Source organism: Jannaschia formosa, from assembly GCF_003340555.1.
GTDB classification, from domain to species: Bacteria; Pseudomonadota; Alphaproteobacteria; order Rhodobacterales; family Rhodobacteraceae; genus Jannaschia; species Jannaschia formosa.
Genome location: NZ_QPLJ01000003.1, coordinates 26760 through 53157 on the forward strand (window position 1 = coordinate 26760; position 26398 = coordinate 53157).

The window sequence follows — 26398 nt, forward strand, 5'->3', positions numbered from 1 at the left end:
CGCCGTGGCCTGGCCCAGCCGCTGCGACACCGTCGCGGCCGAAACGAGGATGGCGGCGGCGAGGCGGGCCGCCTCGGTCGCGTCGCTCCCGCGGGGTGGGGCCGGCATCGGCAGAATTGACCGCAGCTTGACCGACGCCGTCAGCGCCGGGGGCGCCTTCGCCGCCCAGTCGCGGGCCGCGTCCAGGTCCGAGCGGACCGGCACCCCGGGCCGGGCGGCGGCCCCGGCACGGAAGCCACCCGCGGGCCTCAGCGCCGGGTGCCCGCGCTACCGGCCCGATCCCGCGATCAATGCGTCGATCATCTCGGCGCACATGACGATGCGCTCGTCGAAGCGATAGTAGAAGGCATTGTCCTCGTCGCAGGCCTCCTCCGCCACCGGCACGTCGCGGGACAGGCCCAGATTGCCGTTGATCCAGCGGATGTCGCCGGCCAGCAGCCGCACCGCCTTGCCCCGCCCGGGCCGCAGGCGCCCCTGGGCGGTCTCCGGATCGAGCAGGGCGATGATCGGGCGCCAGGCCTCCCGGAGGTTCCCGGCGATCTCCTCGCAGGGGCTGGCCAGGTCAGGCGGCAGGCCCAGCGCGCGGGCATGATCGCCGCCGCGCCACGGCTGCAGCCCGTGATAGAGGCAGATCGCATAGGCCAGCCGCTGGCTCGTCGGCATGTACTCCGCCCAGGGGTCGAAGATCTCCGTCTGCGCCTCGATTCGCGACAGGCGGGTGATCGACTCCATCATCGAGGCCATCGCCTCGGCCGAGAGCAGCCGGTCCGCCAGCACCAGCGCGAAGCCGTCGGCGGCGATTTCCTCCGGCCCGAAGAGCTTGATCTCCTGCTGGTCGATCACCGCGTGGCCGAGCTCGTGGAAGAGCGTGAAGCGCAGGTTGTCGAGCACGAAGTCGGCACGCGCCGGAGCGGCGCAGGCGAGCAGGATCAGAAGGGCGCGGAGCATGGCCCGACCAAGGCAGAGACGCCGGACGAGGGCAAGCCGGGCGCTGGGCCAAGCTTCGGAAGCCTCACGGCACGAGGCCCCGGCCGCCCGGGCGGCGGGTGCCCCCCGCAATCGACCGAGGCACGTCCTCGTTAACGAACCATCAAGGTTAACGCCCCCTGCCCCCCTCATCTCGCCTCAAATACCTCGGGGGGAGTCGGCGCAGCCGACGGGGGGCAGAGCCCCCCTTCCCGCCCCCGGCAGGCGCAACGCCGGAGGGACGCGGCGTTCAGGCCGGCAGCAGCGCCCAGTAGTCGAGGTCCAGCAGCACGTCGGGCAGATAGGCCCCATCCTCGCCCCGCAGGCCGAAGGCCGCCCCCCGCGTCGCCACCAGCCGCAGGCGCAGGGCGGCGATGCCCGGCGCGACCGCGGCCTTGTCGATGACCTCGGACCAGGCCCGGACGGTGTCGCCCGCGAAGCAGGGATTGGCATGGGCGCCCGCATTGATCGCCGCGATCGTCTGCGCATTGGCCAGCCCGTTGAAGCTGAGCGCGCGGGCGAGGGAGATCACGTGGCCGCCATAGATCAGCCGCCTGCCGTCCTCGCGATGGGTCGCGTCGAAGTGCACCCTGGCGGTGTTCTGCCAGAGGCGCGTGGCGAGCATGTGCTCCGCCTCTTCGATTGTGACGCCGTCCACATGGTCGATCCTCTCGCCGATCTCGTAATCGGCGGCGCGGTGGCGTTCGCCGGCGAGGTCGAAATCGTAGCCGGCGAAGCTCAGCCCCTCGGGCACGATCAGGTCCTCGGCGGCGACATGCGGGGCGAGGTCCGGCACCACCGTCTCGGGCGCCGGCGCCTCCGGGTCGCGCTTGCGGACCATGACCCAGCGCACGTAGCGCAGGACCGGCATGTCGGTCTGGTCGAAGCCGGTCGTCCTGACCCAGACGACCCCGCTCCGGCCGCTGGAATTCTGCTTCAGCCCGATCACCTCGGATTCCGCACGCAACGTGTCGCCGGAGAAGACCGGTTTGAGGAACCGCCCCTCGGCATAGCCGAGATTGGCCACGGCATTGAGCGAAACGTCCGGCACGGTCTTGCCAAAGACCGTATGGAACACGAGCAGGTCGTCCAGCGGCGCCCCGTCGAGGCCGCAGTCGATGGCGAAGGCGTCCGAGGAATGGAGCGCGAAGCGCTGCGGATAGAGCGCGTGGTAGAGCGCCCGCTCCCCTTCCGCGACGGTGCGGGGGACCGCATGGCGGATGGTCTCGCCCAGCCGGTAGTCCTCGAAGAATCGGCCCGGATTGGTCTTGCTCATTGCGCCCCCAGCTTCATCGACGGGTCGTAATCGGCCTCGACGTCCTTGGTCACGGCCTGGGCGCAGCGCATCACCCCCGCCACCGGGTCGTGCGCGTAGGCTGGCGATCCGTGCAGCACCCAGCCCTTCGCCAGCGCCTCCGACACCTTGTGGCAGAAGGCCGACGTATCCTCGGCGGTCAGCAAGCGGTAGAGCGTCGCCATCACATCCCCCAGGGCGTCGCGCCCAGCCAGTAGTGGATCAGCATCACGACGATCACGACGACGATCGTGACAATAACGGCCGTGACCTCCTTCTTCGCGGGCGCGCGCGGCGGCGGCGTCCAAGGCCCTTCCTGGGTGTTGATCAGCGCCATCTCGACCAGTGCCCAGACGAGCAGCCCGCCGAACAGCACGAAGGACGGCACGTCCCCGTTGACCAGCAGATGCGCCACCGCCCAGAGCGAGAAGCCGGTCAGCTGCGGATGCCGCAGCTTGGTGCCCAGCCAGATCTTGGCGCCCTTCGCGGCGCTGGCGGCGTAGCAGTAGAAGGCCAGCACCATCAGCAGGTTGTTGATTCCGACCAGCGCCGGGGACCGGCCCCAGTAGACGGCTCCGTCGGCCTGCCGGTAGCCGATCACCATCAGCACGACCGACGCCACGATCAGCAGGGCCACGAGCCCCTTGCCGGGATCGCCCAGCCGCGCCCGCGCGCCCGGCGCCACCCGCTTGAACAGATGCGCACCCCACCAGAGCGCGACGCCGAGGATCAGGATCGGCATGGCTCAGCCCTCTAGTTCTTCGATGGCGGCCTGCCGCGCGAGCGTCTTGCGGGCGGTCTCCACATGCAGGTTCTCGACGATCTTCCCATCCAGCACGGCGACGCCCTGCCCCTCGGCCAGCGCCGCCTCATGGGCCGCGATCACCGCCTGCGCCTGGGCGATCTCGGCCTCGGTCGGCGCGAAGGCGGCGTTGGCGATGGCGACCTGCGCGGGATGGATCAGCGTCTTGCCGTCCATGCCGAGGTCGCGGCCCTGCTCGCATTCCGCACGCAGCCCCTCCTCGTCGCGGAAGGCGTTGTAGACGCCGTCGATGCAGGGCACGCCCGCCGCCCGCGCGGCCAGCACCGTCGCCGACAGGCAATGCAGCAACGGCATCCGGTCCGCCCGGTCGCGCACGCCCAGGTCCTTGGCCAGGTCGTTCGTCCCCAGCACCAGCCCGCCCAGCCGCAGCGCGCGGGCGATGGCGGCGGCGTTCAGCACGCCGGCGGGCGATTCGATCATGGCCCAGACCCGCATGCCGGAGCCCGCCGCCTCCAGCACGCGGACAGCGGCGGCGATGTCCTCCGGCCCGGCGACCTTGGGCAGCAGCACCGCCTCGGCCTCCATCCCGCAGGCGGCGGCGAGGTCGTCGGCGCCCCATTCGGTGTCGGCCCCGTTTACCCGTATGATCCGCGCGCGGGGCCCGTAGGCGATCCGCGCCAGGGCGCGGCCCAGGGCCTCGCGCGCGGCGGCCTTCTCGGTCGGCGCGACCGCGTCCTCCAGGTCGAAGATGATCGCGTCGACGGGCAGGCCGGCGGCTTTCTCGAGCGCCCGCTCCTTCGAGGCGGGGATATACAGAACGGAACGGTAGGGGCGGGCGGGTTCGGTCATGCGGGTCTCCGTCGGTCGCCGCCTTAATGCAGGTCGCGCAATCAATCGCAAGGCCCGGAGCCTCCGGCAGCCCGTTCGTTGCGCAGGTGCCGGGCGGCCAGCGCGGCGCCTCCGGCCGTTAACCGTTCCTTGGGAGATTTCTGACAACACTGGGACACCAGCACGCCCGGCACGGTCCGGGCCCCCACGAGAGATCGGCATCGGCCCGGCTCTCGCGCGGGCCGGTTCGACCCCGAAACCCCGAAGGATGAAGGAACGTGCCATGACCAGAACCCAGAAACTGAATGCCGCGCTGATCGCGCTCGCCTCGGCGGTGCTGCTGCTCTTCGCGATCCCGGCGGGCGCCCAGGGCCAGAATTGCGGCCCGAGAGAGATGGTCGTCGAACGTCTGGCCGATCGCTTCGGCGAGACGCGGCGCGGCATCGGCCTCGCCACGCAGAACCGCGTGGTCGAGATCTTCGCCTCCGAAGCGACCGGCACCTGGACCGTCACCGTGACCCTGCCCTCGGGCCGGACCTGCCTGCTCGCTTCCGGCCAGGCATGGGAGGACCGGATGGACGACCTCGCCCATCTGTCCGACGCCGACACCTGAGCGCCCCCTGCCGGGCCACCTGCGGCCCGGCCCACCGGCGCCGCGACCCCGGCACCGTCCACGGTCTGAAGGCCCCCGGCGCGTCCGTCTCCCCTGCCCGCCGCGGCGCAGCGCCCTTGCGCCCCCCCCGTCGCCGGGGGTAGCCAAGCGCGGACTTCACGACGGACAGACCGGAGACACCAAAATGGCCCGACCCAAGATCGCGCTCATCGGCGCGGGACAGATCGGCGGCACCCTCGCCCACCTCGCCGCGATCAAGGAACTGGGGGACATCGTCCTCTTCGACATTACCGAGGGCGTGCCGCAGGGCAAGGCGCTCGACATCGCCGAAAGCGGCCCTGTCGAGGGCTTCGACGCCGTCCTCAAGGGCACCAACGACTATGGCGATATCGCCGGCGCCGATGTCTGCATCGTCACCGCGGGCGTCCCGCGCAAGCCGGGCATGTCGCGCGACGACCTGCTGGGCATCAACCTCAAGGTCATGAAGGCCGTGGGCGAGGGCATCCGCGACAATGCCCCCGACGCCTTCGTCATCTGCATCACCAACCCGCTCGACGCGATGGTCTGGGCCCTGCGCGAGTTCTCGGGCCTGCCGCACGAGAAGGTCGTCGGAATGGCCGGCGTGCTCGACTCGGCGCGTTTCCGCCACTTCCTGTCGCTCGAGTTCGACGTCTCGATGCGGGACGTCTCCGCCTTCGTGCTGGGCGGCCATGGCGACACGATGGTCCCGCTCGTCCGCTACTCGACCGTCGGCGGCATTCCCCTGCCCGACCTGGTCGAGATGGGTTGGACCTCGCAGGAGAGCCTCGACGCCATCGTTCAGCGCACCCGCGACGGCGGAGCCGAGATCGTCGGCCTGCTCAAGACCGGCTCCGCCTTCTACGCCCCGGCCGCTTCGGCGATCGAGATGGCCGAGGCCTACCTCAAGGACCAGAAGCGCCTGCTGCCCGCCGCCGCCTATGTCGACGGCGCGCTGGGCCTCAACGGCATGTATGTCGGCGTCCCCACGGTGATCGGCGCGGGCGGCATCGAGCGGATCGTGGACATCAAGCTCACCCGAGAGGAGCAGACGATGTTCGACAAGTCGGTCGACGCGGTGAAGGCCCTCGTCGAGGCCTGCAAGGGCATCGACCCTTCGCTGACCTGACATTCGGGCGGCCCGCGCCTCCGGGTGCGGGCCGCAACTCCGCCGATGCCGCCGCGTCGCCGCGTCCGCGCCCTGCATCTCCCGCAAAAGCTTCTTTTCACGCAGTCTCCCCCGGCTTGGGGACGCGACCGGCCTGTCTCCGGTTGCGGCGGCGCCTTGCCGCGCGGACTGGTGTGATCACAGCTTTGCGTCGTGTGATCACAAATGCCGATTTTCCCGCAGGACCTGTAACAATTCCCTCTTCCGGTATTCCAAGGGACCTCGGCCCGTGCTTTCCCCGTTTGCGACCGACACCAAAGCGACCGGGGGCGCGACCCATGAACATCCACGAGTATCAGGCCAAGGCTCTCCTGCGCGATTACGGCGCCCCGGTCAGCGACGGCGTGGCCGTCACCAAGGCCGCCGAGGCCAAGAACGCCGCCAGCCAGCTCGACGGGCCGCTCTGGGTGGTGAAGGCGCAGATCCACGCCGGCGGCCGCGGCAAGGGCAAGTTCAAGGAGGCCGAGGCCGGCGAGAAGGGCGGCGTCCGCCTCGCCAAATCCGTCGAGGAGGCCGCGGAAGAGGCGCGGAAGATGCTCGGCAACACGCTGGTCACGCACCAGACGGGCCCCGCGGGCAAGCAGGTCAACCGCATCTATATCGAGGACGGCTCCGGCATCGCGCGCGAGCTGTATCTGGCGCTGCTGGTCGACCGTCAGACCAGCCGCATCGGCTTCGTCTGCTCGACCGAGGGCGGCATGGACATAGAAGAGGTGGCCGCCTCGACCCCCGAGAAGATCGTCAGCTTCTCGGTCGATCCCGCCACCGGCTACCAGCCCTGGCACGGCCGCCGCGTCGCCTTCTCGCTGGGGCTGGAAGGCGCGCAGGTCAAGCAGTGCGTGCAGCTCATGGGGCAACTCTACAAGGCCTTCACCGAGAAGGACATGGAGATGCTGGAGATCAACCCGCTGATCGTCACCGACGAGGGCAACCTCAAGGTGCTTGATGCCAAGGTCGGCTTCGACGGCAACGCGATCTACCGCCACAAGGACATCGCCGAACTGCGCGACGAGACCGAGGAGGACGCGAAGGAACTCGCCGCCTCCAAGTACGACCTGAACTACATCGCGCTCGACGGCGAGATCGGCTGCATGGTCAACGGCGCCGGGCTGGCGATGGCGACGATGGACATCATCAAGCTCTATGGGGCGGAGCCCGCGAACTTCCTCGATGTCGGCGGCGGCGCCACCAAGGAGAAGGTGACGGAGGCGTTCAAGATCATCACCTCGGACCCGAACGTGAAGGGCATCCTGGTCAACATCTTCGGCGGCATCATGCGCTGCGACGTCATCGCCGAGGGCGTGGTGGCCGCCGTGAAGGAGGTCGGGCTGAAGGTCCCGCTGGTGGTCCGGCTGGAGGGCACGAACGTGCAGCAGGGCAAGGACATCATCAACAATTCCGGCCTGGACGTGATTGCTGCCGACGACCTCAAGGACGGCGCACAGAAGATCGTGAAGGCCGTCAAGGGCTGAGCCCCTGGCGGGGCCGCCGCCCCCTCAACCCGAAGGACGACCCATGTCCCCGCGCCGCCCCATCGCCTGCCGCCCCGCCCGGGCCGCCCCGACCGCACCCCGGTCGGCAGCGGCGCGCGCATCGGCATCGGCGGGGCGGGCGAAGGCCGTCCGGCGCGCGACCGGCCATTGCGCCGCGCTCGGCATCGCGCTCACCTTCGCGGCTTGCGGCTTGGCTGCCGCCAACCCCCTCCGCGCCGCCGCCCTCGACGCCTTCGCGCGCAACTGCTTCTCGCCGCACCTGACCGCCCGGGCGGCAGAGGCCGAACTCGCCCCCCACGGGCGGCACGACTTCTACGACCTGCGCCCATTCTCCGCCCCCGCCCCCTCCAAGCCGGCAACCGAGGCCACCCCCGGCACCGACCGCCGCTGCGAGATCGCCTTCGACGGCGCCCACGGGGAAGCCGCGGCCGAGATCGCGCTCGCCGCCCTGCAAGCCGAGGGCATCCGCGCCGAGGCCCCGCTCCCCCTCCCCGCCCGCCCAGACGAAACCACCACCCTCCGCGGCGCCCGCTTCCTCAACCCCGCCCGCATCGCCGTTGTCGAGACCGGCACCCGCCCCGGCCCGAACGGAACCGAGACCTTCCTGCGCGTCGAGCGCCTGACCCCCGAGGCATCCGCGGAGGCCATCCGATGATCCGTCCCCTGATCCTCCTGGCCGCGGCGCTGCTCGCCAGCTGCGCGCAGGACGGCGCCTTGCGCGTCCCCTCCGGCGTCGAGGAGATCGCGGTGCAGCGCATGCGCTTCGCGACCGAGGCGGTCTGCCTCAACAACACCACGCAGGCCGCGCAGGACCGCGCCGCCCGGGCGCTCGACTTCCCCGTCCGCAACCGCGAGAACGGGGCGACGGTCTACGTAAACCCGGGCACGTTGACCTTCCTGCGCCTTGGCCCCGCGCCCGACCAGGCGATCACGACCGAGGACGGGCGCCGGGTCGTCTATCGCGGCTCCGGCTGCTCGGTCGGCTCGCCCGCCATCGGGGTGCGCGCCGCCAATCGCATCGCGGGCGAGATCCTCGCACCGCGCCTCGTCGACGGCTCGGCCCTGACCGCCGCGCCCGTCGGGGCGGGCACGAACGAGCGCGGCGGCATCGGCTTCTTCTTCGACGACGTGTCGCTGACGCAGCCCATCGCCACCACCACGATCACCAATCCGGAGACCGGGCAGGCCGAGACGTTCCTGCACCCGGTCATCCTCGTCATCCACCGCTAGACTATCGCGCGACCGCGCAAGACGGAGAGAAGAATGGCCATCCTGATCGACAAAGACACAAAGGTGATCTGCCAGGGCCTCACCGGCTCCCAGGGGACCTTCCACACGGAGCAGGCCATCGCCTACGGCACGCAGATGGTGGGCGGCGTGACGCCCGGAAAGGGCGGCCAGACCCATCTCGACCTGCCCGTCTTCGACAGCTGCCACGAGGCGGTCGCGAAGACCGGCGCCAATGCGAGCGTCATCTACGTCCCGCCCCCCTTCGCCGCCGATTCCATCCTGGAGGCCATCGACGCCGAGCTGCCGCTGGTCGTCTGCATCACCGAGGGCATCCCGGTGCTCGACATGATGAAGGTCAAGCGCGCGCTCGACGGGTCGAAGACGCGGCTGATCGGGCCGAACTGCCCGGGCGTGATCACGCCGGACGCCTGCAAGATCGGCATCATGCCGGGCCATATCCACAAGCGCGGGTCCGTCGGGGTCGTGTCGCGCTCCGGAACGCTGACCTACGAGGCGGTCAAGCAGACGACCGACATGGGGCTGGGCCAGTCGACCGCCGTCGGCATCGGCGGCGACCCGATCAAGGGGACCGAGCATATCGACGTGCTGGAGATGTTCCTGGCCGACCCCGAGACGACCTCGATCATCATGATCGGCGAGATCGGCGGCACCGCGGAGGAAGACGCCGCGCAGTTCCTCGCCGACGAGCGCAAGGCCGGCCGCTGGAAGCCCACCGCCGGGTTCATCGCCGGCCGCACGGCGCCTCCGGGCCGCCGCATGGGCCATGCCGGCGCCATCGTCGCGGGCGGAAAGGGCGACGCGGAGTCGAAGATCGAGGCGATGAAGGCCGCCGGCATCGTCGTCGCCGACAGCCCCGCCACGCTGGGCGAGGCGGTGAAGGAGGCCATCGACAAGGGATGAGACAGATCACGGCCCTTTTTCTCACCGCTGCCGCCCTTTCCGCCTGCCAAGGCGAGGGGCTGGGTGCGCAAGGCTCTGCCGGAATGGTCACGGAGGTCGCGAAGGGAGTCTTCTACATGGAGCTTCCCGACGCGCCGGGCGGCTTGAAGGGTGCGAGGGTTCCGCTGCCCACCTCGGTCTTCGACGTTCGCGGCGTCAGGGGCAGCTATACGGTCCGCGCGCTGAACGACGCCTTCGCGCCAAACGACTTCCGGACGGCGGGCGTGTCGCTCTGCCAGACATGGGGCCGTCCGCTGGCCTCCATCTCGGAGCCGCGCCGCTTCGGAGGCCTTCGGTCGCGCGAGATCGCCGCCGATGTGAGGTGTGGCTGAGCGATGGGCTTTACGGAGGCGATAGGCACCTGCTTTCGCAAGTATGCGACATTCTCCGGCCGCGCCTCGCGGTCGGAGTTCTGGTGGTTCGTGCTCTTCCTGCTCCTCGGCTCCGTTGCCCTGGCGATCCTCGACGGCCTGATCTTCGGCGGATCCGCCTCGCTCGAACAGGTTATTCGCACCGACGCGAACGGGAACGAGACCGTCTCCTACGGGCGCATCACGAATTACGACGGCGGCTGGCTGGAGACGATTTTCTCGATCGTGACCTTCCTGCCGTGGCTTGCGGTGACGTGGCGCCGTCTGCACGACCGCGACATCCGCGGATGGTGGGCATTCCTGCCGCACGGGCTGGGGATCGTGACGATGCTCGCTCTGGTGGCGACCACGGTCGGCTTCGACGGGTTTCTATCCGGCGGGCCAGAGATGGCTTCCGCGATGATGCGCGCCTTCAGAGAGGACCTTCCCATGGCCGTATCCGTGACGGGAGCTTTCGCGAGCTTCGCGGCTTCGATCTGGCTTGTCGTGACCCTCGCAAGCCGCGGAACTCCCGGTCCGAACCGTTTCGGCCCGCCCCCTGCGGATGCTGCCGCTCAACCGACGATCATCCGTGTCGGTAACATGCCACACATCGGGAAGCGCTCATGATGCGCCTCGCCGCGCCGCACTTCGCTGGCGGGCAGGTCGCCGTCGGCCTCACTCCGCCCGCGACCACCTTCCACCGGACCCTCCAGCCGGCGACGGAGGCGCCCTGCTGACCCATGCTCGTCTCCCACCCCCACCAGTTCGTCTACCTCAAGACGCGCAAGACCGCAGGGACCTCCGTCGAGATGGCGCTCCAGCCGCTCTGCACGGATGCCCCGGCGCCGGTCGTCGAGGAGACGCATGCGGTTCTCGGGGCGCGCGGCGTTGTCGGGATGCGGCGGGTCGAGGCGCCGCGGCGCGATGCGCTCGACGAGATCTGGTACAACCACATGCCCGCCGCGGCGATCCGGGGCCTGATCGGCAAGCGGCTCTGGGACCGTTATGCCAAGGTCGCCTGCATCCGGGACCCGTTCGAGCGGATGGTCTCCATGTTCCACTGGCGCCGGGACCTGGCGCGTCGGGGCGCCTCCCCGGACGCCTCGCAGGCCACGCTCGTCGCCGAGTTCCGCGACTTCGTGCGGACGGGCACCTGGAACGACGACAGGGAGATCGTCCAGATCGACGGCCGGTCCTGCGTCGACGTCGTGCTGCGGCAGGAGCATCTCGCCGCCGACCTCGCGGGCCTCGAATCGCGGCTGTCGCTCGCCCCGGGCACGCTCGACCTGCCCCGGACCAAGGTCGGACGGGCCTTCCGCCAGGGCTTCGCCACCGCCGACTATTACGACGCGCCGACCATGCGCCTCGTGCGCGACCGGCTGGCCTGGGTCTGGGACCTGCACCCCTATCCCGAGACGCCGATGGAGATGGCCCATGACGACTGACCTGCGCGCGATCCTTCTGGCGGCCCTCTGCCTCGCCGCGCCTGCCGCGGCCCAGCCCTGCGCCGAACCCGGCTTCGACGCCGCCCTCGCCGCGCTGGAGGCGCAGGGCTGGACCCGCGCCGAGGCCCTGACCCCGGCCCAGGCCGACGCGCTCGCCTGGACCCGCGCGATCACCTATATCGAGGGCGACGACGGCGGCCGGACACCCGCCGAGATCCTCGAGCTTCAGCGGAAGGCCGGCGCCGGCCTCCTGCGCCGCGTCGACACGGACAGCACCCGCTCCGCCGTGCTGACGCGCGGCGACGAGGCGATGACCCTGACCCAGACCGTCACCGCCCCCGGCCGGATCGAGCGGCAGTGCCGCCTCGCCACCGCCGCGCCGGTTCCCGGCACCGACCCCATCGACACGACCGGCTGGCCCGGAGCGCCCCTGCTCGCGGACCTGACCTTCATCTTTCCGGAGGAAACGGAATGACCGACCAGTCCCCCAACGACGCCTTCCACTCCACGTCCTTCCTGCAGGGGCACAACGCCGAATATCTGGAACAGATGTATGCCCGCTACGCCTCCGACCCGTCGGCGGTGGACGAAAGCTGGCAGGCGCTGTTCCGGCAGCTCGCCGATGACGCGGCCGATGCGAAGGCCGAGGCCGAGGGGCCGTCCTGGGCCCGCGCGGACTGGCCGCCGATGCCCTCGGACGACCTGACGGCGGCGCTGACGGGCGAATGGCCCGCGCCAAAGGTCGACCCGAAGGATGCGAAGGCCGCCGCGCAGAAGATCGAGAAGAAGGCCGAGGCCACCGGCAACCTGCTCAGCCAGGACCAGGTCCGGCGGGCCGTGCTCGACTCGATCCGGGCGCTCATGCTGATCCGCGCCTACCGGATCCGCGGCCACCTCGCCGCCGATCTCGACCCGCTGGGCATGCGCGCCGCGGACCCGCATCCGGAGCTCGACCCGAAATCCTACGGGTTCAGCGAGGCCGACATGAACCGGCCGATCTTTATCGACAACGTGCTGGGGCTGGAGGTCGCGACCCTCAACGAGATCATCGCCATCCTCAAGCGCACCTATTGCGGCACCTTCGCGCTGCAGTACATGCACATCTCCGACCCCGAGCAGTCGGCCTGGCTCAAGGAGCGGATCGAGGGCTACGGCAAGGAGATCAAGTTCACCCAGAACGGCCGCCGCGCGATCCTCAACAAGCTGGTCGAGGCCGAGGGCTTCGAGAAATACCTCCACGTCAAGTACATGGGCACCAAGCGCTTCGGCCTCGACGGCGGCGAGGCGCTGATCCCCGCGATGGAGCAGATCATCAAGCGCGGCGGGCAGCTGGGCCTCTCGGACATCGTCATCGGCATGCCCCACCGGGGCCGGCTGTCGGTCCTCGCCAACGTGATGGGCAAGCCCTACAAGGCGATCTTCAACGAGTTCCAGGGCGGCAGCTTCAAGCCCGAGGACGTCGACGGCTCGGGCGACGTCAAGTACCACCTCGGCGCCTCGTCCGATCGGGAGTTCGACGGCAATACCGTCCACTTGTCGCTGACCGCGAACCCCTCGCATCTGGAAGCGGTGAACCCCGTCGTTCTGGGCAAGGTCCGCGCCAAGCAGGACCAGCTCAACGACACGACCCGCCAGAAGGTGACCGGCGTCCTGCTGCACGGCGACGCGGCCTTCGCGGGCCAGGGCGTGGTCGCGGAATGCTTCGCGCTCTCGGGCGTGCGCGGGCACCGGACGGGCGGCACGATCCATATCGTGGTGAACAACCAGATCGGCTTCACCACCGCGCCGCATTTCTCGCGGTCGAGCCCCTACCCGACCGATAACGCGCTGGTCGTCGAGGCGCCGATCTTCCACGTCAACGGCGACGATCCCGAGGCGGTGGTCCACGCCGCGAAGGTCGCCACCGAGTTCCGGCAGAAGTTCAACAAGGACGTCGTCATCGACATCTTCTGCTACCGCCGCTTCGGCCATAACGAGGGCGACGAGCCCATGTTCACCAACCCGATGATGTACAAGCGCATCAAGGGCCACAAGACGACCCTCTCGCTCTATACCGAACGGCTGGTGAAGGACGGGCTGATCCCCGAGGGCGAGATCGAGGACATGAAGGCCGCCTTCCAGGACCGGCTCGCGCAGGAATTCGAGGCCGGGCGCGACTACAAGCCGAACAAGGCGGACTGGCTGGACGGACGCTGGTCCCATCTCGACCGCCGCGCCGAGGACGACTACGTCCGCGGCGAGACGGCGATCGCGGACGAGACCTTCAACCAGGTCGGCCATGCGCTGCAGAACGTTCCCGAGGACCTGCCGATCCACAAGACCGTGGGCCGCCTGCTCGACGCGCGCCGCAAGATGTTCGACGAGGGCGAGAACTTCGACTGGGCCACCGCCGAGGCGCTGGCCTTCGGGTCGCTGCTGACCGAGGGCTATCCCGTCCGCCTCGCGGGCCAGGATTCGACCCGCGGCACGTTCAGCCAGCGCCATTCCGGCATCGTCAACCAGGAGACGGAGGAGCGCTACTACCCGCTCAACCACATCCGCGACGGCCAGGCCCATTTCGAGGTGATCGACAGCGCCCTGTCGGAATACGCGGTGCTGGGCTTCGAATACGGCTACTCGCTGGCCGAGCCCAACGCGCTGGTCATGTGGGAGGCGCAGTTCGGCGACTTCGCCAACGGCGCGCAGATCATGTTCGACCAGTTCATCTCGTCGGGCGAGTCGAAGTGGCTGCGCATGTCGGGCCTCGTCTGCCTGCTGCCCCACGGCTTCGAGGGCCAGGGGCCGGAGCATTCCTCGGCCCGGCTGGAACGCTTCCTGCAGCAATGCGGCTCCGACAACTGGATCGTCGCCAACTGCACGACGCCCGCGAACTACTTCCACATCCTGCGCCGTCAGATCCATCGCGACTTCCGCAAGCCGCTGATCCTGATGACGCCCAAGTCGCTGCTGCGCCACCGGCTCGCCGTCTCCCGGCGCGCCGAATTCACCACGGGGTCCAGCTTCCACCGGGTCCTCTGGGATGACGCGCAGCAGGGCAACTCGACGACGAAGCTGGTGGCGGACGACCAGATCAAGCGGGTCGTCGTCTGCTCGGGCAAGGTCTACTACGACCTCCTGGAGGAGCGGGACGAGCGCGGGCTCGACGACGTCTACCTGCTGCGGCTCGAGCAGTTCTATCCGTTCCCGGCCAAGTCGATGGTCGACGAGCTGAGCCGCTTCAAGCAGGCGGAGTTCGTCTGGTGCCAGGAGGAGCCCAAGAACCAGGGCGCCTGGACCTTCGTCGAGCCCAACATCGAATGGGTCCTGACCCGGATCGGCGCCGCGAACACGCGGCCCCGCTACGTGGGCCGCGCCGCCTCGGCCTCGCCCGCGACGGGTCTGGCCTCGCAACACAAGGCACAACAATCGGCGCTGGTGAACGAAGCGCTGAGCATGGAGTAACGGCATGACGATAGACGTGAAGGTCCCCACCCTCGGGGAATCCGTGACCGAGGCGACGGTGGCCACCTGGTTCAAGAAGCCGGGCGATGCCGTCGCCACCGACGAGATGCTCTGCGAGCTGGAAACCGACAAGGTCACGGTCGAGGTCCCCTCGCCCGCCACCGGCACCCTGAGCGAGATCGTCGCCGAGGAAGGCTCGACCGTCGGCGTCGACGCCCTGCTCGCCACCATCTCCGAGGGCGCGGGCGCTTCCGCTTCCTATGCTTCCGCTCCCGCCGCCGTGGCGCAGCCCGGCTCCGAGGAAGGCACCTCGGAGGCCGGCGGCGCCGCCTCCGCCCCCGCGGACGGCGGCGAGGAGGTCGCGGTCATGGTCCCCGCCCTGGGCGAGTCCGTGACCGAGGCGACCGTCGCCACCTGGTTCAAGGCCGAAGGCGACGAGGTCGCGCAGGACGAGATGCTCTGCGAGCTCGAGACCGACAAGGTCTCGGTCGAGGTCCCCGCCCCCGCGGCCGGGACGCTGGGCAAGATCCTCGCCGAGGAAGGCGCGACCGTCAAAGCCGGCGGCCAGCTCGCCACCATCCTGGGCGGCGCGGGCGCCACCCCCGGCGCGGCCAAGCCGCCTGCGATGAACCCCGAGCCGAAGCCGGACGCGGGCAAGGCGGAGGTCGAGGAGGCCCGGCACAACGTCGAGGCCGCCGCGCCGAAGGCGGACGTGGAGAACGCGCCCTCGGCCAACAAGCTGATGGCCGAGAAGGGACTCGACCCGGCTCAGGTCAAGGGCACCGGCCGCGACGGCCGCATCATGAAGGAGGACGTGCTGACCGCGAAGTCCCCCGCCCAGGCCCCCGCGCCGGAGCCCGCCCCGGCCCCCCGCGCGCCCGTCGCAGCCAAGGACGAGGCGCGGGAGGAGCGGGTGAAGATGACCCGCCTGCGCCAGACCATCGCGCGCCGCCTGAAGGACGCGCAGAACACCGCCGCCATGCTGACGACCTACAACGAGGTCGACATGAAGGCGGTCATGGACCTGCGTTCTGAATACAAGGACCTCTTCGAGAAGAAGCACGGCACCCGCCTCGGCTTCATGTCCTTCTTTACCAAGGCCTGCGTCCACGCCCTGCAGGAGGTCCCCGAGGTCAATGCCGAGATCGACGGCACGGACGTCGTCTACAAGCGCTTCGTCCACATGGGCATCGCGGCCGGAACCCCGCAGGGCCTCGTCGTGCCGGTCATCCGCGACGTCGACCGGATGAGCTTCGCCGAGATCGAGAAGGCCATCGCCGAGAAGGGCAAGGCCGCCCGCGACGGCAAGCTTTCCATGGCCGACATGCAGGGCGGGACCTTCACGATCTCGAACGGCGGCGTCTACGGCTCGCTGATGTCCTCGCCGATCCTGAACCCGCCGCAATCGGGCATCCTCGGCATGCACAAGATCCAGGACCGGCCCATGGTCGTCGGCGGCGAGATCGTCATCCGCCCGATGATGTATCTTGCGCTGAGCTACGACCACCGGATCGTCGACGGCAAGGGCGCGGTGACGTTCCTCGTCCGGGTAAAGGAAGCGCTGGAGGACCCGCGGCGGCTCTTGATGGACCTGTGAGTGCCGCGGCCGCCCTACGACTGGGATGACGACAAGGCGAAGGCGAACCTCGACAAGCACGGGGTTCCCTTCGAGGCCATCTTCGGGTTCGACTGGGACGGGGCGCTGCGCGCCGAGGACACGCGATACGACTACGGCGAGACGCGGTTCCAAGCGCTTGGAAAGATCGGCGACCGCGCCCATGTCGTGGTATATGTTCTGCGCGAAGAGACGATCCGCGTGATCTCGCTCCGCAAGGCCAACCGAAGGGAACAGCGATGACCCGTCCGCCCCCGCCCGCCGATTTCGATGATAACCCGCCTCTCGACGAGAATTTTTTCTCTCGTGCAATTCCGGCGCGCCGCGAAGCGGATATCCTTGGCAGAGCCACGGAAAAAAACGCGCGCCTGCGCACCGCGCTGGAAGAGATCGTCCGGGCCGATGCAGAGGGCCGATCCGTCCGCGAACCGATAGACCGAGCGCGTGCGCTGCTCGCGCAGGAGTAGGGCGTCGCCAGGGGTGCGCAAGCCGACGCGCCTTAAAGACTAGGCGTTTGCGCCACCTGATCACGCTGAGGAAAACAAAATGCTGTCACCTTCATCGGAGAACGAATTGAAGCGCAGCGAGATGGCGAACGAACTGGGGCTAGCATTCGCACGGACCATCGTGTTGCTGAACGGCGGAGCCTTTGCCATCCTTCTTGCCTATCTCGGAAGTGCTTCAAGCACATCGGCGTTTGTCGTCTCGATCGATGGCTTGCAACGAGCATTGTCGTCGTTCCTCCTTGCGCTGCTACTGATGCTTGCCGCAATCCTGTATTCCTATGTTCGTTATGCGCTACCTCCGGAAATGGGGACGGCACGTTATTTAGAGAATTCCGTCGTCGGAGTGAATGCGGTCTGCGGCATCGGTGCAGTGATCTGTTTCGCATATGGTGTGATCGTGCTGATCGGATCGACCGGAGTATCAATGCCTTTGCGTTAGCAGGTTCGAGCTTGGAGAAACCAACCGCTAACATGCGGGGTTTCATAGCAGCCCAACCCGGAGCTTCCCCATGCACCTCCTCCTCCACCTCACCCCGCCCGACTACGACGCCTGGAAGCGCGACTTCGACGCCAGCGCGGAGACGCGGATGCAGGCCGGCCTGACCCTCATGCAGCTCTGGCGCGCGGCCCTGGGCCCGGAGGTCACCGCGCTCTTCGAGGCCAACGACCGGAAGCGCGCCGAGGCCTGGATCGACCGCGAATCCGCGACCGGCCCGAAGATCGAGGCGCGGTTCCTCCGAACCGCCTGACCGGCGCGACGATCCGTGCCCGCCGCACGGGCTTCCGTCCGGCGGGCGGACGGGCTACGAGCGCCCCATGTCACCGACCCGCCGCGCCATCGCCTTCTGGATCATCCGCGTCGCCATCGCGGTCTTCCTCGTCATCCTGCTCCAGGCCTGGGCCGGGCCCGATCCCGTGCTCTGGTACGCCGCCGGCGTCTATGCCGTGTTGTCGGGCCTGCTGACGCTGTTCCTGATCCGGCGCGGCAAGTGACGCAGACCGAGGCCCGCCCATGACCCCCGAACTCACCGCCCTCGCCCTCGCCCTGCTGCTGCAGGCCGTCCAGTTCGCGGCCTACTCCATCCGCGCCAATCTCGACGTCGGCCCCGGCTACGCCATGTCCGCCCGCGACCGAGAGCCGTCGCGCCCGCTCTCGCCGCTGGGCGGGCGGCTGCAGCGGGCGCTGACGAACCATTTCGAGGGGCTGGTCCTGTTCACCGCCGCGGTGACGCTCGTCACCCTGTCGGGACAGGCCAGCGGGTTCACCGCCGCCTGCGCCTGGACCTACCTCGCCGCGCGGGTCGTCTACGTTCCCGCCTACGCGCTGGGCTGGCGGCCCTGGCGGTCGGTGGTCTGGATGGTGGGGTTCCTCGCGACCGTCCTTATGGTTATCTCGACCCTGATCTGATCCGCGCCGCGTCGGACGCATATCCGACGCGCATCACCCGCGGATCACCCGCCGAATACGACCCCCGGAGACATCATGGCCCAATACGACGTCATCATCATCGGCAGCGGCCCCGGCGGCTATGTCTGCGCCATCCGCTGCGCGCAGCTCGGCCTCAAGACGGCCTGCGTCGAGGGGCGCGACACGCTGGGCGGCACCTGCCTCAACGTCGGCTGCATCCCGTCCAAGGCGCTGCTGCATGCGACGCACCAACTGCATGAAGCGCAACATAATTTCGCGAAGATGGGCCTCACGGCGCCCGCGCCCGAGGTCGATTGGGAGAAGATGCTGGCCTACAAGGACGACGTCATCGGCCAGAACACCAAGGGCATCGAGTTCCTGTTCAAGAAGAACAAGGTAGACTGGCTGAAGGGCTGGGGCTCGATCCCCGGACCCGGCAAGGTCAAGGTCGGCGACGAGGTCCACGAGGCGAAGCACATCGTCATCGCCTCGGGCTCCGAGGCGTCGGGTGTGCCGGGCGCCGAGGTCGAGATCGACGAGAAGACCGTCGTGACCTCGACCGGCGCGCTGGAATTGCCGAGCATTCCCAAGAGCATGGTCGTCGTCGGCGGCGGCGTGATCGGGCTGGAGATGGGCTCGGTCTACGCCCGGCTCGGCACGGAGGTGACGGTGATCGAGTATCTCGACGCGATCACCCCGGGACAGGACGCCGAGATCGCCAAGCAGTTCCAGAAGATCCTGAAGAAGCAGGGACTTTCCTTCGTGCTGGGCGCCGCCGTCAAGAAGGTGTCCGTCGCGGACGGGCGCGCGACCGTCGACTACACGCTGCGCAAGGACGACAGCGCGCAGTCGATGGAGGCGGATGTCGTTCTGGTCGCCACGGGCCGCAAGCCCTTCACCAAGGGGCTGAATCTCGACGCGCTGGGCGTCACGCTGACGCAGCGCGGCCAGATCGAGGTCGATGACCGCTACAAGACCAGCGTCGAGGGCGTCTACGCCATCGGCGACGTGATCGAGGGCCCGATGCTGGCCCACAAGGCCGAGGACGAGGGCATGGCCGTGGCCGAGATTCTGGCCGGGCAGCACGGGCATGTTAACTATACGGTCATCCCCGGCGTGATATACACCCATCCCGAGGTCGCCTCGGTCGGCCTCACCGAAGAGATGCTCAAGAAGGAGGGCCGCGCCTACAAGGTCGGCAAGTTCTCGTTCATGGGCAACGGCCGGGCGAAGGCGGTCTTCGCGGGCGAGGGCTTCGTCAAGCTCTTGGCCGACAAGGAGACCGACCGCATCCTCGGCTGCCACGTCATCGGCCCGATGGCGGGCGACCTGATCCACGAGGTCTGCGTCGCGATGGAATTCGGGGCCGCCGCCGAGGACCTGGCGCGGACCTGCCACGCGCACCCGACCTTCTCGGAGGCGATGCGCGAGGCGGCGCTTGCCTGCGGCGACGGCGCGATCCACGCCTGACGGTCCCTTGGGGAAACGGAGAGGGGGGGCTCTGCCCCCCGCCTTCGGCTCCCCCCGGCATATTTCGAGAGCATCGAAGGCGGGGGCATCAACCTTGACAGAGGGTTACGGCCACTGCACCCCGCGCCGGGCCAGGCTCACCCGGTAGAGCGAGGTCGTGGCCGTGATGTAGAGCTCGTGCTTCGCCCGGCCCCCGAAGCAGAGGTTCGACACCAGCTCCGGCACCAGGATCTTGCCGAGAAGCCGTCCGTCGGGGGCGATGCAGTGCACCCCGTCGGCGGCGGAGGTCCAGAGGTTCCCGTCGCTGTCGAGCCGGAAGCCGTCGGCCTTGCCGGGCGAGACCGCGTGGAAGAGGCGCCCGTTCGTGCAGCCCCCGGCGCGCACGTCGTAGACGCGGATATGGGTCGGATCGCCCTCGCCCCGGCGGCCGGTATCCGCGACGTAGAGCAGGCTTTCGTCGGGCGAGAAGGCCAGCCCGTTGGGCGCGTTCATGTCGTCCACCATCACGTCCAGCGCGCCCGTCGCGGGATCGGCCCGATAGACGACCAGCGGGTTCTCGGACGGGGCCTTGTGGCCTTCGTAATCCGTCACGATCCCGTAATGCGGATCGCTGAACCAGATCGTGCCGTCCGACTTCACGACCACGTCGTTGGGCGAATTGAGCGGCTTGCCGTCGAAGCCGTCGGCGATGACCGTAATCGATCCGTCCGGCTCGGTCCGGGCGACCCGGCGCGCGCCGTGCTCGCAGCTGACGAGCCGGCCCTGACGGTCGCGCGTGTGGCCGTTGGCGAAGTTCGACGGCGACCGGAACACGCTGACGCCCTCCGCCGGATGCCAGCGGTGGATGACGTTGTTGGGGATGTCCGAGAACAGCAGGCAGTTGTGGTCGCCGAACCAGACCGGCCCCTCGACCCAGTCGAACCCGGTCGCGAGCCGCTTGACCGGCGCGTTGTGCAGGACGAAGCGGTCGAAGACCGGATCGTGGCTTTCGAAGAAGGGCATGGTCGCTCCTCAGGCGGTAAAGTCGATCTGGGCCTTCATCGCGCGGCTCCGGTCGCCCGCGAGGTCGAAGGCGGCCTGCGCCTGCGAGAGCGGCACGGTCTGGGTGATGAGCGGCTTGACGTCGATCAGCCCCTTCCGCATGAGGCTGACGCCCGTGTGGAACTCGGGGTGGAACCGGAATGAGCCGCGGAAAGTGAGCTCCTTCGCGGTCATGGCCTGCACCGGCAGGGTCATGTCGCCGCCGAGCCCGAGCTGCACGATCGTGCCGCGCGGCCGGATCGCGGGGATGGCGGCAGAGAGCGCCGCGGCGGCGCCCGAGCACTCGAACAGCACGTCGAAGCGGCCCTTGTCCTTGACATAGGGCGCCAGCCCTTCGCGCGCGTCCCAGGCCTCGTCGGCGCCGAGCCTGCGGGCCATGTCCAGCGTGAACTCCGACAGGTCGGTCGCGACGATCAGGTCGGCCCCGGCACGGCGCGCGGCGAGGATGCAGAGCGCGCCGATCGGGCCGACGCCGGTGACGAGAACGGCCTTCCCGACCAGCCCGCCCGCCTGCCGCATCGCGTGGAGACAGACGGCGAGCGGCTCAGCCATGGCGGCCTCGCCCGGGGTCAGGCCGGTCGCGTCGGCGCATTGGGAGGCATCGGCGATCAGATGCTGGCGGAACGCGCCCTGGATGTGCGGGAAGGGCATGGCCGAGCCGTAGAACCGCATGTTCATGCAATGGTTCGGCGCGCCCTCCAGGCAGAAGGCGCAGGCACCGCAGGGGCGCGAGGGCGAGATCGCGACGAGCTGGCCCTCGGACAGGGTCTCGACCCCGTCTCCCACGGCCGTCACCCGGCCCGAGACCTCGTGGCCGAGGATCATCGGCTCGCGCAGGCGGATCGCCGTGCCGATGCCGCCATGCTGGTAGTAATGCAGGTCCGAGCCGCAGATGCCGCCCACGGCCATCTCGACCGCGACCTCTCCGGGACCCGGGGCGGGGGGCGGCGCGCGGTCCTCCAGGCGCAGGTCTCGGGCGGCGTGGATGACGATGGCCTTCATCTGGGACTTTCCTGGCGGGCCGGTTGCACCGGCAGGCGACGCCGCTAACCTAGGCCGCGCCGCCTCCGGCTGTCGAGGCGCGAGGAGATCGACATGAGCCTGACCCTGTTCGACCTGACCGGCCGGCGCGCCCTCGTGACCGGATCGTCACAGGGCATCGGCTATGCGCTGGCCCGGGGGCTGGCCGAGGCGGGCGCCGAGATCGTGCTGAACGGGCGCGACCCGGCACGGACCGAGGCCGCCGCCGAGGCGCTGCGGGACGGCGGCGCGACCGTTCACGCCCTGCCCTTCGACGTGACCGACCATGCCGCCGCGCGGGCGGCCGTGGACGGGTTCGAGGCCGGGACCGGGGCGATCGACATCCTGGTGAACAATGCCGGCATGCAGCACCGCACCCCGCTGGAGGATTTCCCGGCCGAGGCGTTCGAGCGGCTGCTCCAGACCAATATCGCCAGCGTCTTCCATGTCGGGCAGGCCGTGGCGCGGCACATGATCGGGCGCGGGCGGGGGAAGATCGTCAACATCTGCTCGGTCCAGTCTTCGCTCGCGCGGCCTGGGATCGCCCCCTACACCGCGACAAAGGGGGCGGTTGCCAACCTGACAAAGGGCATGGCGACCGACTGGGCCAAGCATGGGCTGCAATGCAACGGGCTGGCGCCGGGCTATTTCGACACCCCGCTGAACGCCGCGCTGGTGGCCGACCCGGACTTCTCGGCCTGGCTGGCCAAGCGCACGCCCGCGGGTCGCTGGGGCCGGGTCGAGGAACTGGTCGGCGCCTGCATCTTCCTCGCCTCCGACGCGTCCTCCTTCGTGAACGGCACCGTCGTCTATGTGGATGGCGGCATCACGGCCTCGCTGTGAGCGGCTATGTCGTCATGGGCGTGTCCGGGGCGGGCAAGAGCACCGTCGGAGAGCTCTTCGCGCAGCGGATGGGGCTGAGCTATCTCGACGGGGACAGCCTGCACCCGCAATCGAACATCGACAAGATGAGCCGCGGGCAGCCCCTGACCGATGCCGACCGCTGGCCCTGGATCAATGCGGTCGCGGCGCGGCTGGCCGGAGAGGTGGACGTGGTCGCCTGCTCGGCCCTCAAGCGCGCCTATCGCGACCGCATGCGGGAGGTGGCCGGGGCGGTCACCTTCCTGTTCCTCGACGGCGCACGCGAGGTTCTGGAGGAGCGGATGGGCCATCGGAAGGGGCATTTCATGCCGGAGAAGATGCTCGACAGCCAGCTCGCCACGCTGGAGCGGCCCGGGCCGGACGAGAGCGTCGTCCGCGTCGATATCGACCGGCCGCCGGAGGAGATCGTGGACGAGCTGGTCGCGCGGGTGCGGGCGGACTGACGGCGCCGTCAGGCGGGCGCCTTCGGCGCATAGGTCGCGTCGAGCCGGGAGCGGAGGTAGTCCGCGGCCAGGATCGGCGCGTATTTCGGCGTGCCGGTGCCGGGAAGGGCCTTCACCAGCGCATCGGGATTGGCCTCGACGAAGAAGGCAACCGAGCGGCGGGTGCGGGCGGGCGGCAGCACCCGGTGCGGGGTCGAGACATAGGTGTCGTTCGACCAGCGCATCAGGCAGTCTCCGACATTGACGACATAGGCGCTCGGGACATGCGGCACGTCCGTCCAGTCGCCGCCGCGGGGCCGGACCTGAAGGCCCGGCTCTCCGTCCGTCATCAGCAGCGTGATCGCTCCGTAATCGGTATGCGCCCCCGCCCCGATCTCCGAGGGCGCGCCGGTGGCAGGCGGGTAGCGCAGGAGCCGCAGCGCCGAAAGCGGCCGGTCGAAGAGCGGGTCGAAATGGTCCGGCGCAAGCCCCAGGTCCCGCGCGATCAGCGACAGCAGCCCGAGGCCCTGCGCCTGGGCCGCGCCGTAATAGGCCAGCATCGTCTCTCGGAAGCCGGGCAGGTCGGGCCACTGGTTCGGGCCGCGAAAGGGCTGGCCCATCGCCGGGTCGTCCGGGGCGAGCTCCAGCCCGATGTTGAAGCTCTGCTTGGTGTCGATCTCGGGCCGGGTCTCATCGAGCGATTCGGTCCCCGGCCCGGCCCAGCCGCGGAAATGCGGCGTGTTGCCGATGTCGACGGCGCGCTTCGCATCCTCGGGCAGGTCGAAGACCGCGTCGGCCTGGCCGAACACCTCGGCGCGCAGCTCGGCCGGAACCTCAGGGTTGGCGAGCAGCAGGAAGCCCGTGTCCCGCAAAGCGCGCCCCACTTCGGAGGCGAGCGCGGCAGGATCGGAGGCGTGGCGGGACCAGTCGAGAACGGGGATCATGGCCGACCGTCCCGCGCCCCGTCGCGGCGGTCAAGCGCGAAGCACATCCGGGGCTTATGTCCCGGACGGGAAAGGGCTAGGTTCGGAGGGAAGCGAGGCTGCAAGACCGGAGGCCCAGGATGGACACCCCGACCGAGGCCGGCGAGACGCGGGAGGCCGTCCGCGCCCGCCGGACGCTGTTCCGGTTTCCCCGGGCCCGGATCTGGTGGAGCCTCGCCAAGCGGGTCTGGCTGCAGATCGACGAGATGAACATGATGCTCATCTCGGCCGGGGTCGCGTTCTACGGGATGCTGGCGCTGTTCCCCGCGCTCGCGGCGATCGTCGCGCTCTGGGGGATGTTCAACGATCCGGCGAACGTGCTGCCGCAGCTGGAATATTATCGCTCGATCATCCCCGCGGACGCCTATTCGCTGGTGGCGACGCAGATCCAGGCCCTGACCTCGGCCGAACCGGAGGCGCTCGGCTGGGCCTCGGTCCTGTCGCTGCTGGTCGCGCTCTGGTCGACGCGGGCCGGGGTCGCGGCGCTGATGATGGGGATGAACGCGGTCTACAAGCAGCGCAACCGCCAGGGCTTCGCGCATTACCGCACGGCGATCCTGCTGACCGTGTCGCTGGTCTTCGTGGCGCTGGTGGCCATCGCGGCGATCATCGTCGCGCCGATCGTCATGGCCTTCGTCCCCCTCGGCCCGGTCGCGGGCATGGCGATCGAGGCGGTCCGCTGGATGCTGGCCGTCGGCGTGCTGCTGCTGGGGTCTGGGATCATCTACCGCTACGGTCCCAACCGGCGCAACGCGCGGATCGGCTGGATCACCCCCGGCTCGGTGATGGCGGTCGCGCTCTGGGGTCTCGCCTCCTGGGCGTTCGGCGTCTATCTCGCGGAGTTCGGCCGCTACAGCGAGGTCTACGGCTCCATCGGCGCGGTCGTGGCCCTGCTCATGTGGCTGTTCATCTCGGCCTTCCTGCTGCTTCTGGGCGGCGCCGTGAACGCCGAGCTGGAGCGGCATACCCTCGACGACAGCACGGTCGGCCCGCCCAAGCCCCTGGGCCAGCGCGGCGCGCAGGCGGCAGATACCTATATCGAGGTCTGACCGGACGGCAGGGCGGAGGGGCTCTTTGAAACCGTCACGGTGACGCGCTAGGGTCGCGCATGACGCCGCGCATTCCCTCTTCCGTCGCACCGGCCCGGCAGCCCGGCCCATGACCGCGGTTTTCCTGATCCTCGACCCCGACCCCTACGTCGCCGAGGACCTGTCGGAGATCGTGCGCGAGACGGTGCCCGGCGCGCAGGTCATCCACGCGCCCGAGATCGACCGGCACACGATGACCATCGTCGACGAGATGTCGGTCGTCGGCGTCTTCCTCTCCGGCTTCGCGGAGGACGAGGCCAGTCGCGCGATCGTCGCGCGGTTGAGCCAGAGGGGCGTGGCCCTGGCGCGGATCGGCACGACCGGGGAGCGGCGCGTCACCTCGGGCGGTCCGGGCGCATGCGTCCAGGCGCCCTTCACCGGCGAGGCAGTCGCCAATCTGCTGCGGCAATGGACCCGGGATCGCGACCGGCCCGTCGCGCCGCCGGATCCCGGGCTGGTGTGACGGCCGCTCTACGTCAGGCGCCGTGCAGCGTCTCGGTCGACGAGAAGAACATCGCCTGGCTGACGGCCGACCGGACCTGATCCTCCTTGTAGGGCTTGGAGATCAGGAAGGCCGGCTCAGGCCGGGAGCCGGTCAGCAGACGCTCGGGGAAGGCGGTGATGAAGATCACCGGCAGCGTGCCGAAGACGCCCAGCAGGTCGTTGACCGCATCGATTCCGGACGAGCTGTCGGCCAGCCGGATGTCGGCGAGGATCAGGTTCGGCTTGTCCGCGCTGCCGATCTCCACCGCCTCGTCGCGGGTGCGGGCGACGCCCGTCACCTGGTGGCCAAGCTCGGAGACGAGGTTCTCGAGATCCATCGCGATCACCGGCTCGTCCTCGATGATGAGGACGCGGCCCGCGACGCTGTCGGCCATCTCGCGGCGGGCGATGCGGACCAGCTCCTCGGCCTCCGACCGCTCGACGCCCATGATCGTGGCGACCTGGTCGAAGTCGAACTCCTCGATGGTGTGGAGCAGCAGGGCCTCGCGCGTGTCGTCGGTCAGCCGCGCCAGGTGCCTCTGCGCCGCCGCATGCAACACGTCGCCACCCATGTCCGGCGCGACCTTGCTGGCCTGCCAGATGGTGTGCAAGACCTTGAAGAGGCCGGTGCGCGTGTCCGTCGCGGACTTCATCGCCGAGCTGTCCGCCAGGATGGCCTCGAGCGTCGCGGCGGCGTACCGGTCGCCGCTGTCCTGCGACCCGGTCAGCGCGCGCGCGTAGCGGCGAAGGTAAGGCAAGTTGGCAGCAATTCGGCTGGAGAGATCGCCACCTGTCATGTCCATCGTCATAGGAATATTTTAACCCGGTTTGCCGTTTTCTTGGAACCCAACCCGCCAACCGGCGTTCAGTTCCCGATCAACAGGCAAGTTCCGCAAGTTTCGAGGCCT

The 26398-nt window shown here is 69.3% G+C and carries 32 protein-coding genes; 23 read left to right on the plus strand and 9 right to left on the minus strand.

What is annotated here, in order from left to right:
* Positions 1 to 267 precede the first annotated feature (267 nt).
* The 5 genes from DR046_RS04525 to DR046_RS04545 form a co-directional block, all read right to left on the minus strand.
* Positions 268 to 948 carry a DUF4344 domain-containing metallopeptidase gene (locus DR046_RS04525; protein ID WP_167766879.1) on the minus strand — a complete coding sequence of 227 codons (681 nt, stop codon included), beginning with the start codon at positions 946 to 948 and terminating at the stop codon, positions 268 to 270.
* A 268-nt stretch (positions 949 to 1216) separates the two neighbouring features.
* Positions 1217 to 2242: a MaoC family dehydratase gene (locus DR046_RS04530; protein ID WP_115380448.1), complete on the minus strand. Its 1026-nt coding sequence runs from the start codon at positions 2240 to 2242 to the stop codon at positions 1217 to 1219.
* Entirely contained in the window at positions 2239 to 2445 is a 207-nt protein-coding gene (locus DR046_RS04535; protein WP_115380450.1) for a DUF1737 domain-containing protein, read from the minus strand. Before DR046_RS04535 ends, DR046_RS04530 begins: the two co-directional genes overlap by 4 nt.
* The gene (locus tag DR046_RS04540; RefSeq protein WP_115380452.1) at positions 2445 to 3002 is read right to left on the minus strand and encodes an NnrU family protein; all 558 of its coding nucleotides are present in this window, start codon (positions 3000 to 3002) and stop codon (positions 2445 to 2447) included. Before DR046_RS04540 ends, DR046_RS04535 begins: the two co-directional genes overlap by 1 nt.
* 3 nt (positions 3003 to 3005) lie before the next feature.
* Positions 3006 to 3872 (minus strand): HpcH/HpaI aldolase/citrate lyase family protein, encoded by an 867-nt coding sequence (locus DR046_RS04545; RefSeq protein ID WP_115380454.1) that lies wholly within the window; start codon positions 3870 to 3872, stop codon positions 3006 to 3008.
* 262 nt (positions 3873 to 4134) lie between these two features.
* Here DR046_RS04545 and DR046_RS04550 point away from each other — a divergent pair, with 262 nt between their 5' ends.
* The 19 genes from DR046_RS04550 (at position 4135) to lpdA (ending at position 19571) form a co-directional block, all read left to right on the plus strand.
* Positions 4135 to 4464 (plus strand): hypothetical protein, encoded by a 330-nt coding sequence (locus tag DR046_RS04550; RefSeq protein ID WP_115380456.1) that lies wholly within the window; start codon positions 4135 to 4137, stop codon positions 4462 to 4464.
* 184 nt (positions 4465 to 4648) lie between these two features.
* Complete coding sequence (gene mdh, locus DR046_RS04555) at positions 4649 to 5611, plus strand: malate dehydrogenase (protein WP_115380458.1); 963 nt, start codon at positions 4649 to 4651, stop codon at positions 5609 to 5611.
* Between the two features lie 317 nt (positions 5612 to 5928).
* On the plus strand, positions 5929 to 7122 hold the full coding sequence (gene sucC, locus DR046_RS04560) for an ADP-forming succinate--CoA ligase subunit beta (protein WP_115380460.1): 1194 nt from the start codon (positions 5929 to 5931) through the stop codon (positions 7120 to 7122).
* Positions 7123 to 7165: 43 nt separating this feature from the next.
* The gene (locus DR046_RS04565) at positions 7166 to 7798 is read left to right on the plus strand and encodes a succinyl-CoA synthetase subunit beta (RefSeq protein WP_245190803.1); all 633 of its coding nucleotides are present in this window, start codon (positions 7166 to 7168) and stop codon (positions 7796 to 7798) included.
* Positions 7795 to 8373, plus strand: a complete 579-nt coding sequence (locus DR046_RS04570) for a hypothetical protein (RefSeq protein ID WP_115380462.1) — start codon at positions 7795 to 7797, stop codon at positions 8371 to 8373. The genes DR046_RS04565 and DR046_RS04570 overlap by 4 nt, the downstream gene beginning before the upstream one ends.
* 33 nt (positions 8374 to 8406) lie before the next feature.
* A complete protein-coding gene (gene sucD / locus DR046_RS04575; protein WP_115380464.1) occupies positions 8407 to 9294 on the plus strand; it encodes a succinate--CoA ligase subunit alpha in 888 nt (295 codons plus the stop codon).
* Positions 9291 to 9665 (plus strand): hypothetical protein, encoded by a 375-nt coding sequence (locus DR046_RS04580; RefSeq protein ID WP_115380466.1) that lies wholly within the window; start codon positions 9291 to 9293, stop codon positions 9663 to 9665. Before sucD ends, DR046_RS04580 begins: the two co-directional genes overlap by 4 nt.
* 3 nt (positions 9666 to 9668) lie before the next feature.
* A complete protein-coding gene (locus DR046_RS04585) occupies positions 9669 to 10313 on the plus strand; it encodes a DUF805 domain-containing protein (protein ID WP_115380468.1) in 645 nt (214 codons plus the stop codon).
* Positions 10314 to 10426: 113 nt separating this feature from the next.
* Positions 10427 to 11131, plus strand: a complete 705-nt coding sequence (locus tag DR046_RS04590; RefSeq protein ID WP_115380470.1) for a sulfotransferase family 2 domain-containing protein — start codon at positions 10427 to 10429, stop codon at positions 11129 to 11131.
* Positions 11121 to 11606: a hypothetical protein gene (locus DR046_RS04595; protein ID WP_115380472.1), complete on the plus strand. Its 486-nt coding sequence runs from the start codon at positions 11121 to 11123 to the stop codon at positions 11604 to 11606. Before DR046_RS04590 ends, DR046_RS04595 begins: the two co-directional genes overlap by 11 nt.
* Positions 11603 to 14572: a 2-oxoglutarate dehydrogenase E1 component gene (locus DR046_RS04600; RefSeq protein ID WP_115380474.1), complete on the plus strand. Its 2970-nt coding sequence runs from the start codon at positions 11603 to 11605 to the stop codon at positions 14570 to 14572. Before DR046_RS04595 ends, DR046_RS04600 begins: the two co-directional genes overlap by 4 nt.
* Before the next feature lie 4 nt (positions 14573 to 14576).
* A complete protein-coding gene (odhB, locus tag DR046_RS04605) occupies positions 14577 to 16169 on the plus strand; it encodes a 2-oxoglutarate dehydrogenase complex dihydrolipoyllysine-residue succinyltransferase (RefSeq protein ID WP_115380476.1) in 1593 nt (530 codons plus the stop codon).
* The gene (locus DR046_RS04610) at positions 16170 to 16430 is read left to right on the plus strand and encodes a BrnT family toxin (protein WP_115380478.1); all 261 of its coding nucleotides are present in this window, start codon (positions 16170 to 16172) and stop codon (positions 16428 to 16430) included.
* Entirely contained in the window at positions 16427 to 16654 is a 228-nt protein-coding gene (locus tag DR046_RS23215) for a hypothetical protein (RefSeq protein ID WP_135227255.1), read from the plus strand. Before DR046_RS04610 ends, DR046_RS23215 begins: the two co-directional genes overlap by 4 nt.
* A gap of 121 nt (positions 16655 to 16775) precedes the next feature.
* Positions 16776 to 17132, plus strand: coding sequence for a hypothetical protein (locus tag DR046_RS23220; RefSeq protein WP_135227256.1), 357 nt, complete (start codon positions 16776 to 16778; stop codon positions 17130 to 17132).
* 70 nt (positions 17133 to 17202) lie between these two features.
* Complete coding sequence (locus DR046_RS04615) at positions 17203 to 17442, plus strand: DUF3303 family protein (RefSeq protein ID WP_115380480.1); 240 nt, start codon at positions 17203 to 17205, stop codon at positions 17440 to 17442.
* A gap of 67 nt (positions 17443 to 17509) precedes the next feature.
* Entirely contained in the window at positions 17510 to 17686 is a 177-nt protein-coding gene (locus DR046_RS23500; RefSeq protein ID WP_167766880.1) for a hypothetical protein, read from the plus strand.
* A gap of 19 nt (positions 17687 to 17705) precedes the next feature.
* Complete coding sequence (locus DR046_RS04620) at positions 17706 to 18101, plus strand: MAPEG family protein (protein ID WP_115380482.1); 396 nt, start codon at positions 17706 to 17708, stop codon at positions 18099 to 18101.
* Positions 18102 to 18176: 75 nt separating this feature from the next.
* Positions 18177 to 19571 (plus strand): dihydrolipoyl dehydrogenase, encoded by a 1395-nt coding sequence (gene lpdA / locus DR046_RS04625; RefSeq protein ID WP_115380484.1) that lies wholly within the window; start codon positions 18177 to 18179, stop codon positions 19569 to 19571.
* A gap of 105 nt (positions 19572 to 19676) precedes the next feature.
* Here lpdA and DR046_RS04630 read toward each other — a convergent pair whose 3' ends face one another.
* The gene (locus DR046_RS04630; protein ID WP_115380486.1) at positions 19677 to 20573 is read right to left on the minus strand and encodes an SMP-30/gluconolactonase/LRE family protein; all 897 of its coding nucleotides are present in this window, start codon (positions 20571 to 20573) and stop codon (positions 19677 to 19679) included.
* Between the two features lie 9 nt (positions 20574 to 20582).
* Positions 20583 to 21614: an L-idonate 5-dehydrogenase gene (locus DR046_RS04635; protein WP_115380488.1), complete on the minus strand. Its 1032-nt coding sequence runs from the start codon at positions 21612 to 21614 to the stop codon at positions 20583 to 20585.
* Between the two features lie 93 nt (positions 21615 to 21707).
* Between DR046_RS04635 and DR046_RS04640 the strand changes: the two genes are divergently transcribed.
* Together DR046_RS04640 and DR046_RS04645 are read left to right on the plus strand one after the other, a co-directional pair.
* Positions 21708 to 22475 carry an SDR family oxidoreductase gene (locus DR046_RS04640; protein ID WP_115380490.1) on the plus strand — a complete coding sequence of 256 codons (768 nt, stop codon included), beginning with the start codon at positions 21708 to 21710 and terminating at the stop codon, positions 22473 to 22475.
* Positions 22472 to 22957: a gluconokinase gene (locus DR046_RS04645; protein WP_115380492.1), complete on the plus strand. Its 486-nt coding sequence runs from the start codon at positions 22472 to 22474 to the stop codon at positions 22955 to 22957. The genes DR046_RS04640 and DR046_RS04645 overlap by 4 nt, the downstream gene beginning before the upstream one ends.
* An 8-nt stretch (positions 22958 to 22965) precedes the next feature.
* Here the strand turns inward: DR046_RS04645 and DR046_RS04650 are convergent, their stop codons facing one another.
* Positions 22966 to 23880 (minus strand): isopenicillin N synthase family dioxygenase, encoded by a 915-nt coding sequence (locus DR046_RS04650; RefSeq protein ID WP_115380494.1) that lies wholly within the window; start codon positions 23878 to 23880, stop codon positions 22966 to 22968.
* 119 nt (positions 23881 to 23999) lie between these two features.
* Between DR046_RS04650 and DR046_RS04655 the strand changes: the two genes are divergently transcribed.
* Positions 24000 to 24968, plus strand: a complete 969-nt coding sequence (locus DR046_RS04655) for a YihY/virulence factor BrkB family protein (protein WP_115380496.1) — start codon at positions 24000 to 24002, stop codon at positions 24966 to 24968.
* Positions 24969 to 25077: 109 nt separating this feature from the next.
* Complete coding sequence (locus tag DR046_RS04660; RefSeq protein ID WP_115380498.1) at positions 25078 to 25470, plus strand: hypothetical protein; 393 nt, start codon at positions 25078 to 25080, stop codon at positions 25468 to 25470.
* A 13-nt stretch (positions 25471 to 25483) separates the two neighbouring features.
* Here DR046_RS04660 and DR046_RS04665 read toward each other — a convergent pair whose 3' ends face one another.
* Complete coding sequence (locus DR046_RS04665; protein ID WP_115380848.1) at positions 25484 to 26287, minus strand: response regulator; 804 nt, start codon at positions 26285 to 26287, stop codon at positions 25484 to 25486.
* Between the last annotated feature and the right edge of the window lie 111 nt (positions 26288 to 26398).

Bases quoted from the DNA above. Each gene is read 5' to 3' on its own strand.
- DR046_RS04525 (WP_167766879.1), bottom strand. From the start codon at position 948: ATGCTCCGCGCCCTTCTGATCCTGCTCGCCTGCGCCGCTCCGGCGCGT.
- DR046_RS04530 (WP_115380448.1), bottom strand. From the start codon at position 2,242: ATGAGCAAGACCAATCCGGGCCGATTCTTCGAGGACTACCGGCTGGGC.
- DR046_RS04535 (WP_115380450.1), bottom strand. From the start codon at position 2,445: ATGGCGACGCTCTACCGCTTGCTGACCGCCGAGGATACGTCGGCCTTC.
- DR046_RS04540 (WP_115380452.1), bottom strand. From the start codon at position 3,002: ATGCCGATCCTGATCCTCGGCGTCGCGCTCTGGTGGGGTGCGCATCTG.
- DR046_RS04545 (WP_115380454.1), bottom strand. From the start codon at position 3,872: ATGACCGAACCCGCCCGCCCCTACCGTTCCGTTCTGTATATCCCCGCC.
- DR046_RS04550 (WP_115380456.1), top strand. From the start codon at position 4,135: ATGACCAGAACCCAGAAACTGAATGCCGCGCTGATCGCGCTCGCCTCG.
- mdh (WP_115380458.1), top strand. From the start codon at position 4,649: ATGGCCCGACCCAAGATCGCGCTCATCGGCGCGGGACAGATCGGCGGC.
- sucC (WP_115380460.1), top strand. From the start codon at position 5,929: ATGAACATCCACGAGTATCAGGCCAAGGCTCTCCTGCGCGATTACGGC.
- DR046_RS04565 (WP_245190803.1), top strand. From the start codon at position 7,166: ATGTCCCCGCGCCGCCCCATCGCCTGCCGCCCCGCCCGGGCCGCCCCG.
- DR046_RS04570 (WP_115380462.1), top strand. From the start codon at position 7,795: ATGATCCGTCCCCTGATCCTCCTGGCCGCGGCGCTGCTCGCCAGCTGC.
- sucD (WP_115380464.1), top strand. From the start codon at position 8,407: ATGGCCATCCTGATCGACAAAGACACAAAGGTGATCTGCCAGGGCCTC.
- DR046_RS04580 (WP_115380466.1), top strand. From the start codon at position 9,291: ATGAGACAGATCACGGCCCTTTTTCTCACCGCTGCCGCCCTTTCCGCC.
- DR046_RS04585 (WP_115380468.1), top strand. From the start codon at position 9,669: ATGGGCTTTACGGAGGCGATAGGCACCTGCTTTCGCAAGTATGCGACA.
- DR046_RS04590 (WP_115380470.1), top strand. From the start codon at position 10,427: ATGCTCGTCTCCCACCCCCACCAGTTCGTCTACCTCAAGACGCGCAAG.
- DR046_RS04595 (WP_115380472.1), top strand. From the start codon at position 11,121: ATGACGACTGACCTGCGCGCGATCCTTCTGGCGGCCCTCTGCCTCGCC.
- DR046_RS04600 (WP_115380474.1), top strand. From the start codon at position 11,603: ATGACCGACCAGTCCCCCAACGACGCCTTCCACTCCACGTCCTTCCTG.
- odhB (WP_115380476.1), top strand. From the start codon at position 14,577: ATGACGATAGACGTGAAGGTCCCCACCCTCGGGGAATCCGTGACCGAG.
- DR046_RS23215 (WP_135227255.1), top strand. From the start codon at position 16,427: ATGACCCGTCCGCCCCCGCCCGCCGATTTCGATGATAACCCGCCTCTC.
- DR046_RS23220 (WP_135227256.1), top strand. From the start codon at position 16,776: ATGGCGAACGAACTGGGGCTAGCATTCGCACGGACCATCGTGTTGCTG.
- DR046_RS04615 (WP_115380480.1), top strand. From the start codon at position 17,203: ATGCACCTCCTCCTCCACCTCACCCCGCCCGACTACGACGCCTGGAAG.
- DR046_RS23500 (WP_167766880.1), top strand. From the start codon at position 17,510: ATGTCACCGACCCGCCGCGCCATCGCCTTCTGGATCATCCGCGTCGCC.
- DR046_RS04620 (WP_115380482.1), top strand. From the start codon at position 17,706: ATGACCCCCGAACTCACCGCCCTCGCCCTCGCCCTGCTGCTGCAGGCC.
- lpdA (WP_115380484.1), top strand. From the start codon at position 18,177: ATGGCCCAATACGACGTCATCATCATCGGCAGCGGCCCCGGCGGCTAT.
- DR046_RS04630 (WP_115380486.1), bottom strand. From the start codon at position 20,573: ATGCCCTTCTTCGAAAGCCACGATCCGGTCTTCGACCGCTTCGTCCTG.
- DR046_RS04635 (WP_115380488.1), bottom strand. From the start codon at position 21,614: ATGAAGGCCATCGTCATCCACGCCGCCCGAGACCTGCGCCTGGAGGAC.
- DR046_RS04640 (WP_115380490.1), top strand. From the start codon at position 21,708: ATGAGCCTGACCCTGTTCGACCTGACCGGCCGGCGCGCCCTCGTGACC.
- DR046_RS04650 (WP_115380494.1), bottom strand. From the start codon at position 23,880: ATGATCCCCGTTCTCGACTGGTCCCGCCACGCCTCCGATCCTGCCGCG.
- DR046_RS04655 (WP_115380496.1), top strand. From the start codon at position 24,000: ATGGACACCCCGACCGAGGCCGGCGAGACGCGGGAGGCCGTCCGCGCC.
- DR046_RS04660 (WP_115380498.1), top strand. From the start codon at position 25,078: ATGACCGCGGTTTTCCTGATCCTCGACCCCGACCCCTACGTCGCCGAG.
- DR046_RS04665 (WP_115380848.1), bottom strand. From the start codon at position 26,287: ATGACAGGTGGCGATCTCTCCAGCCGAATTGCTGCCAACTTGCCTTAC.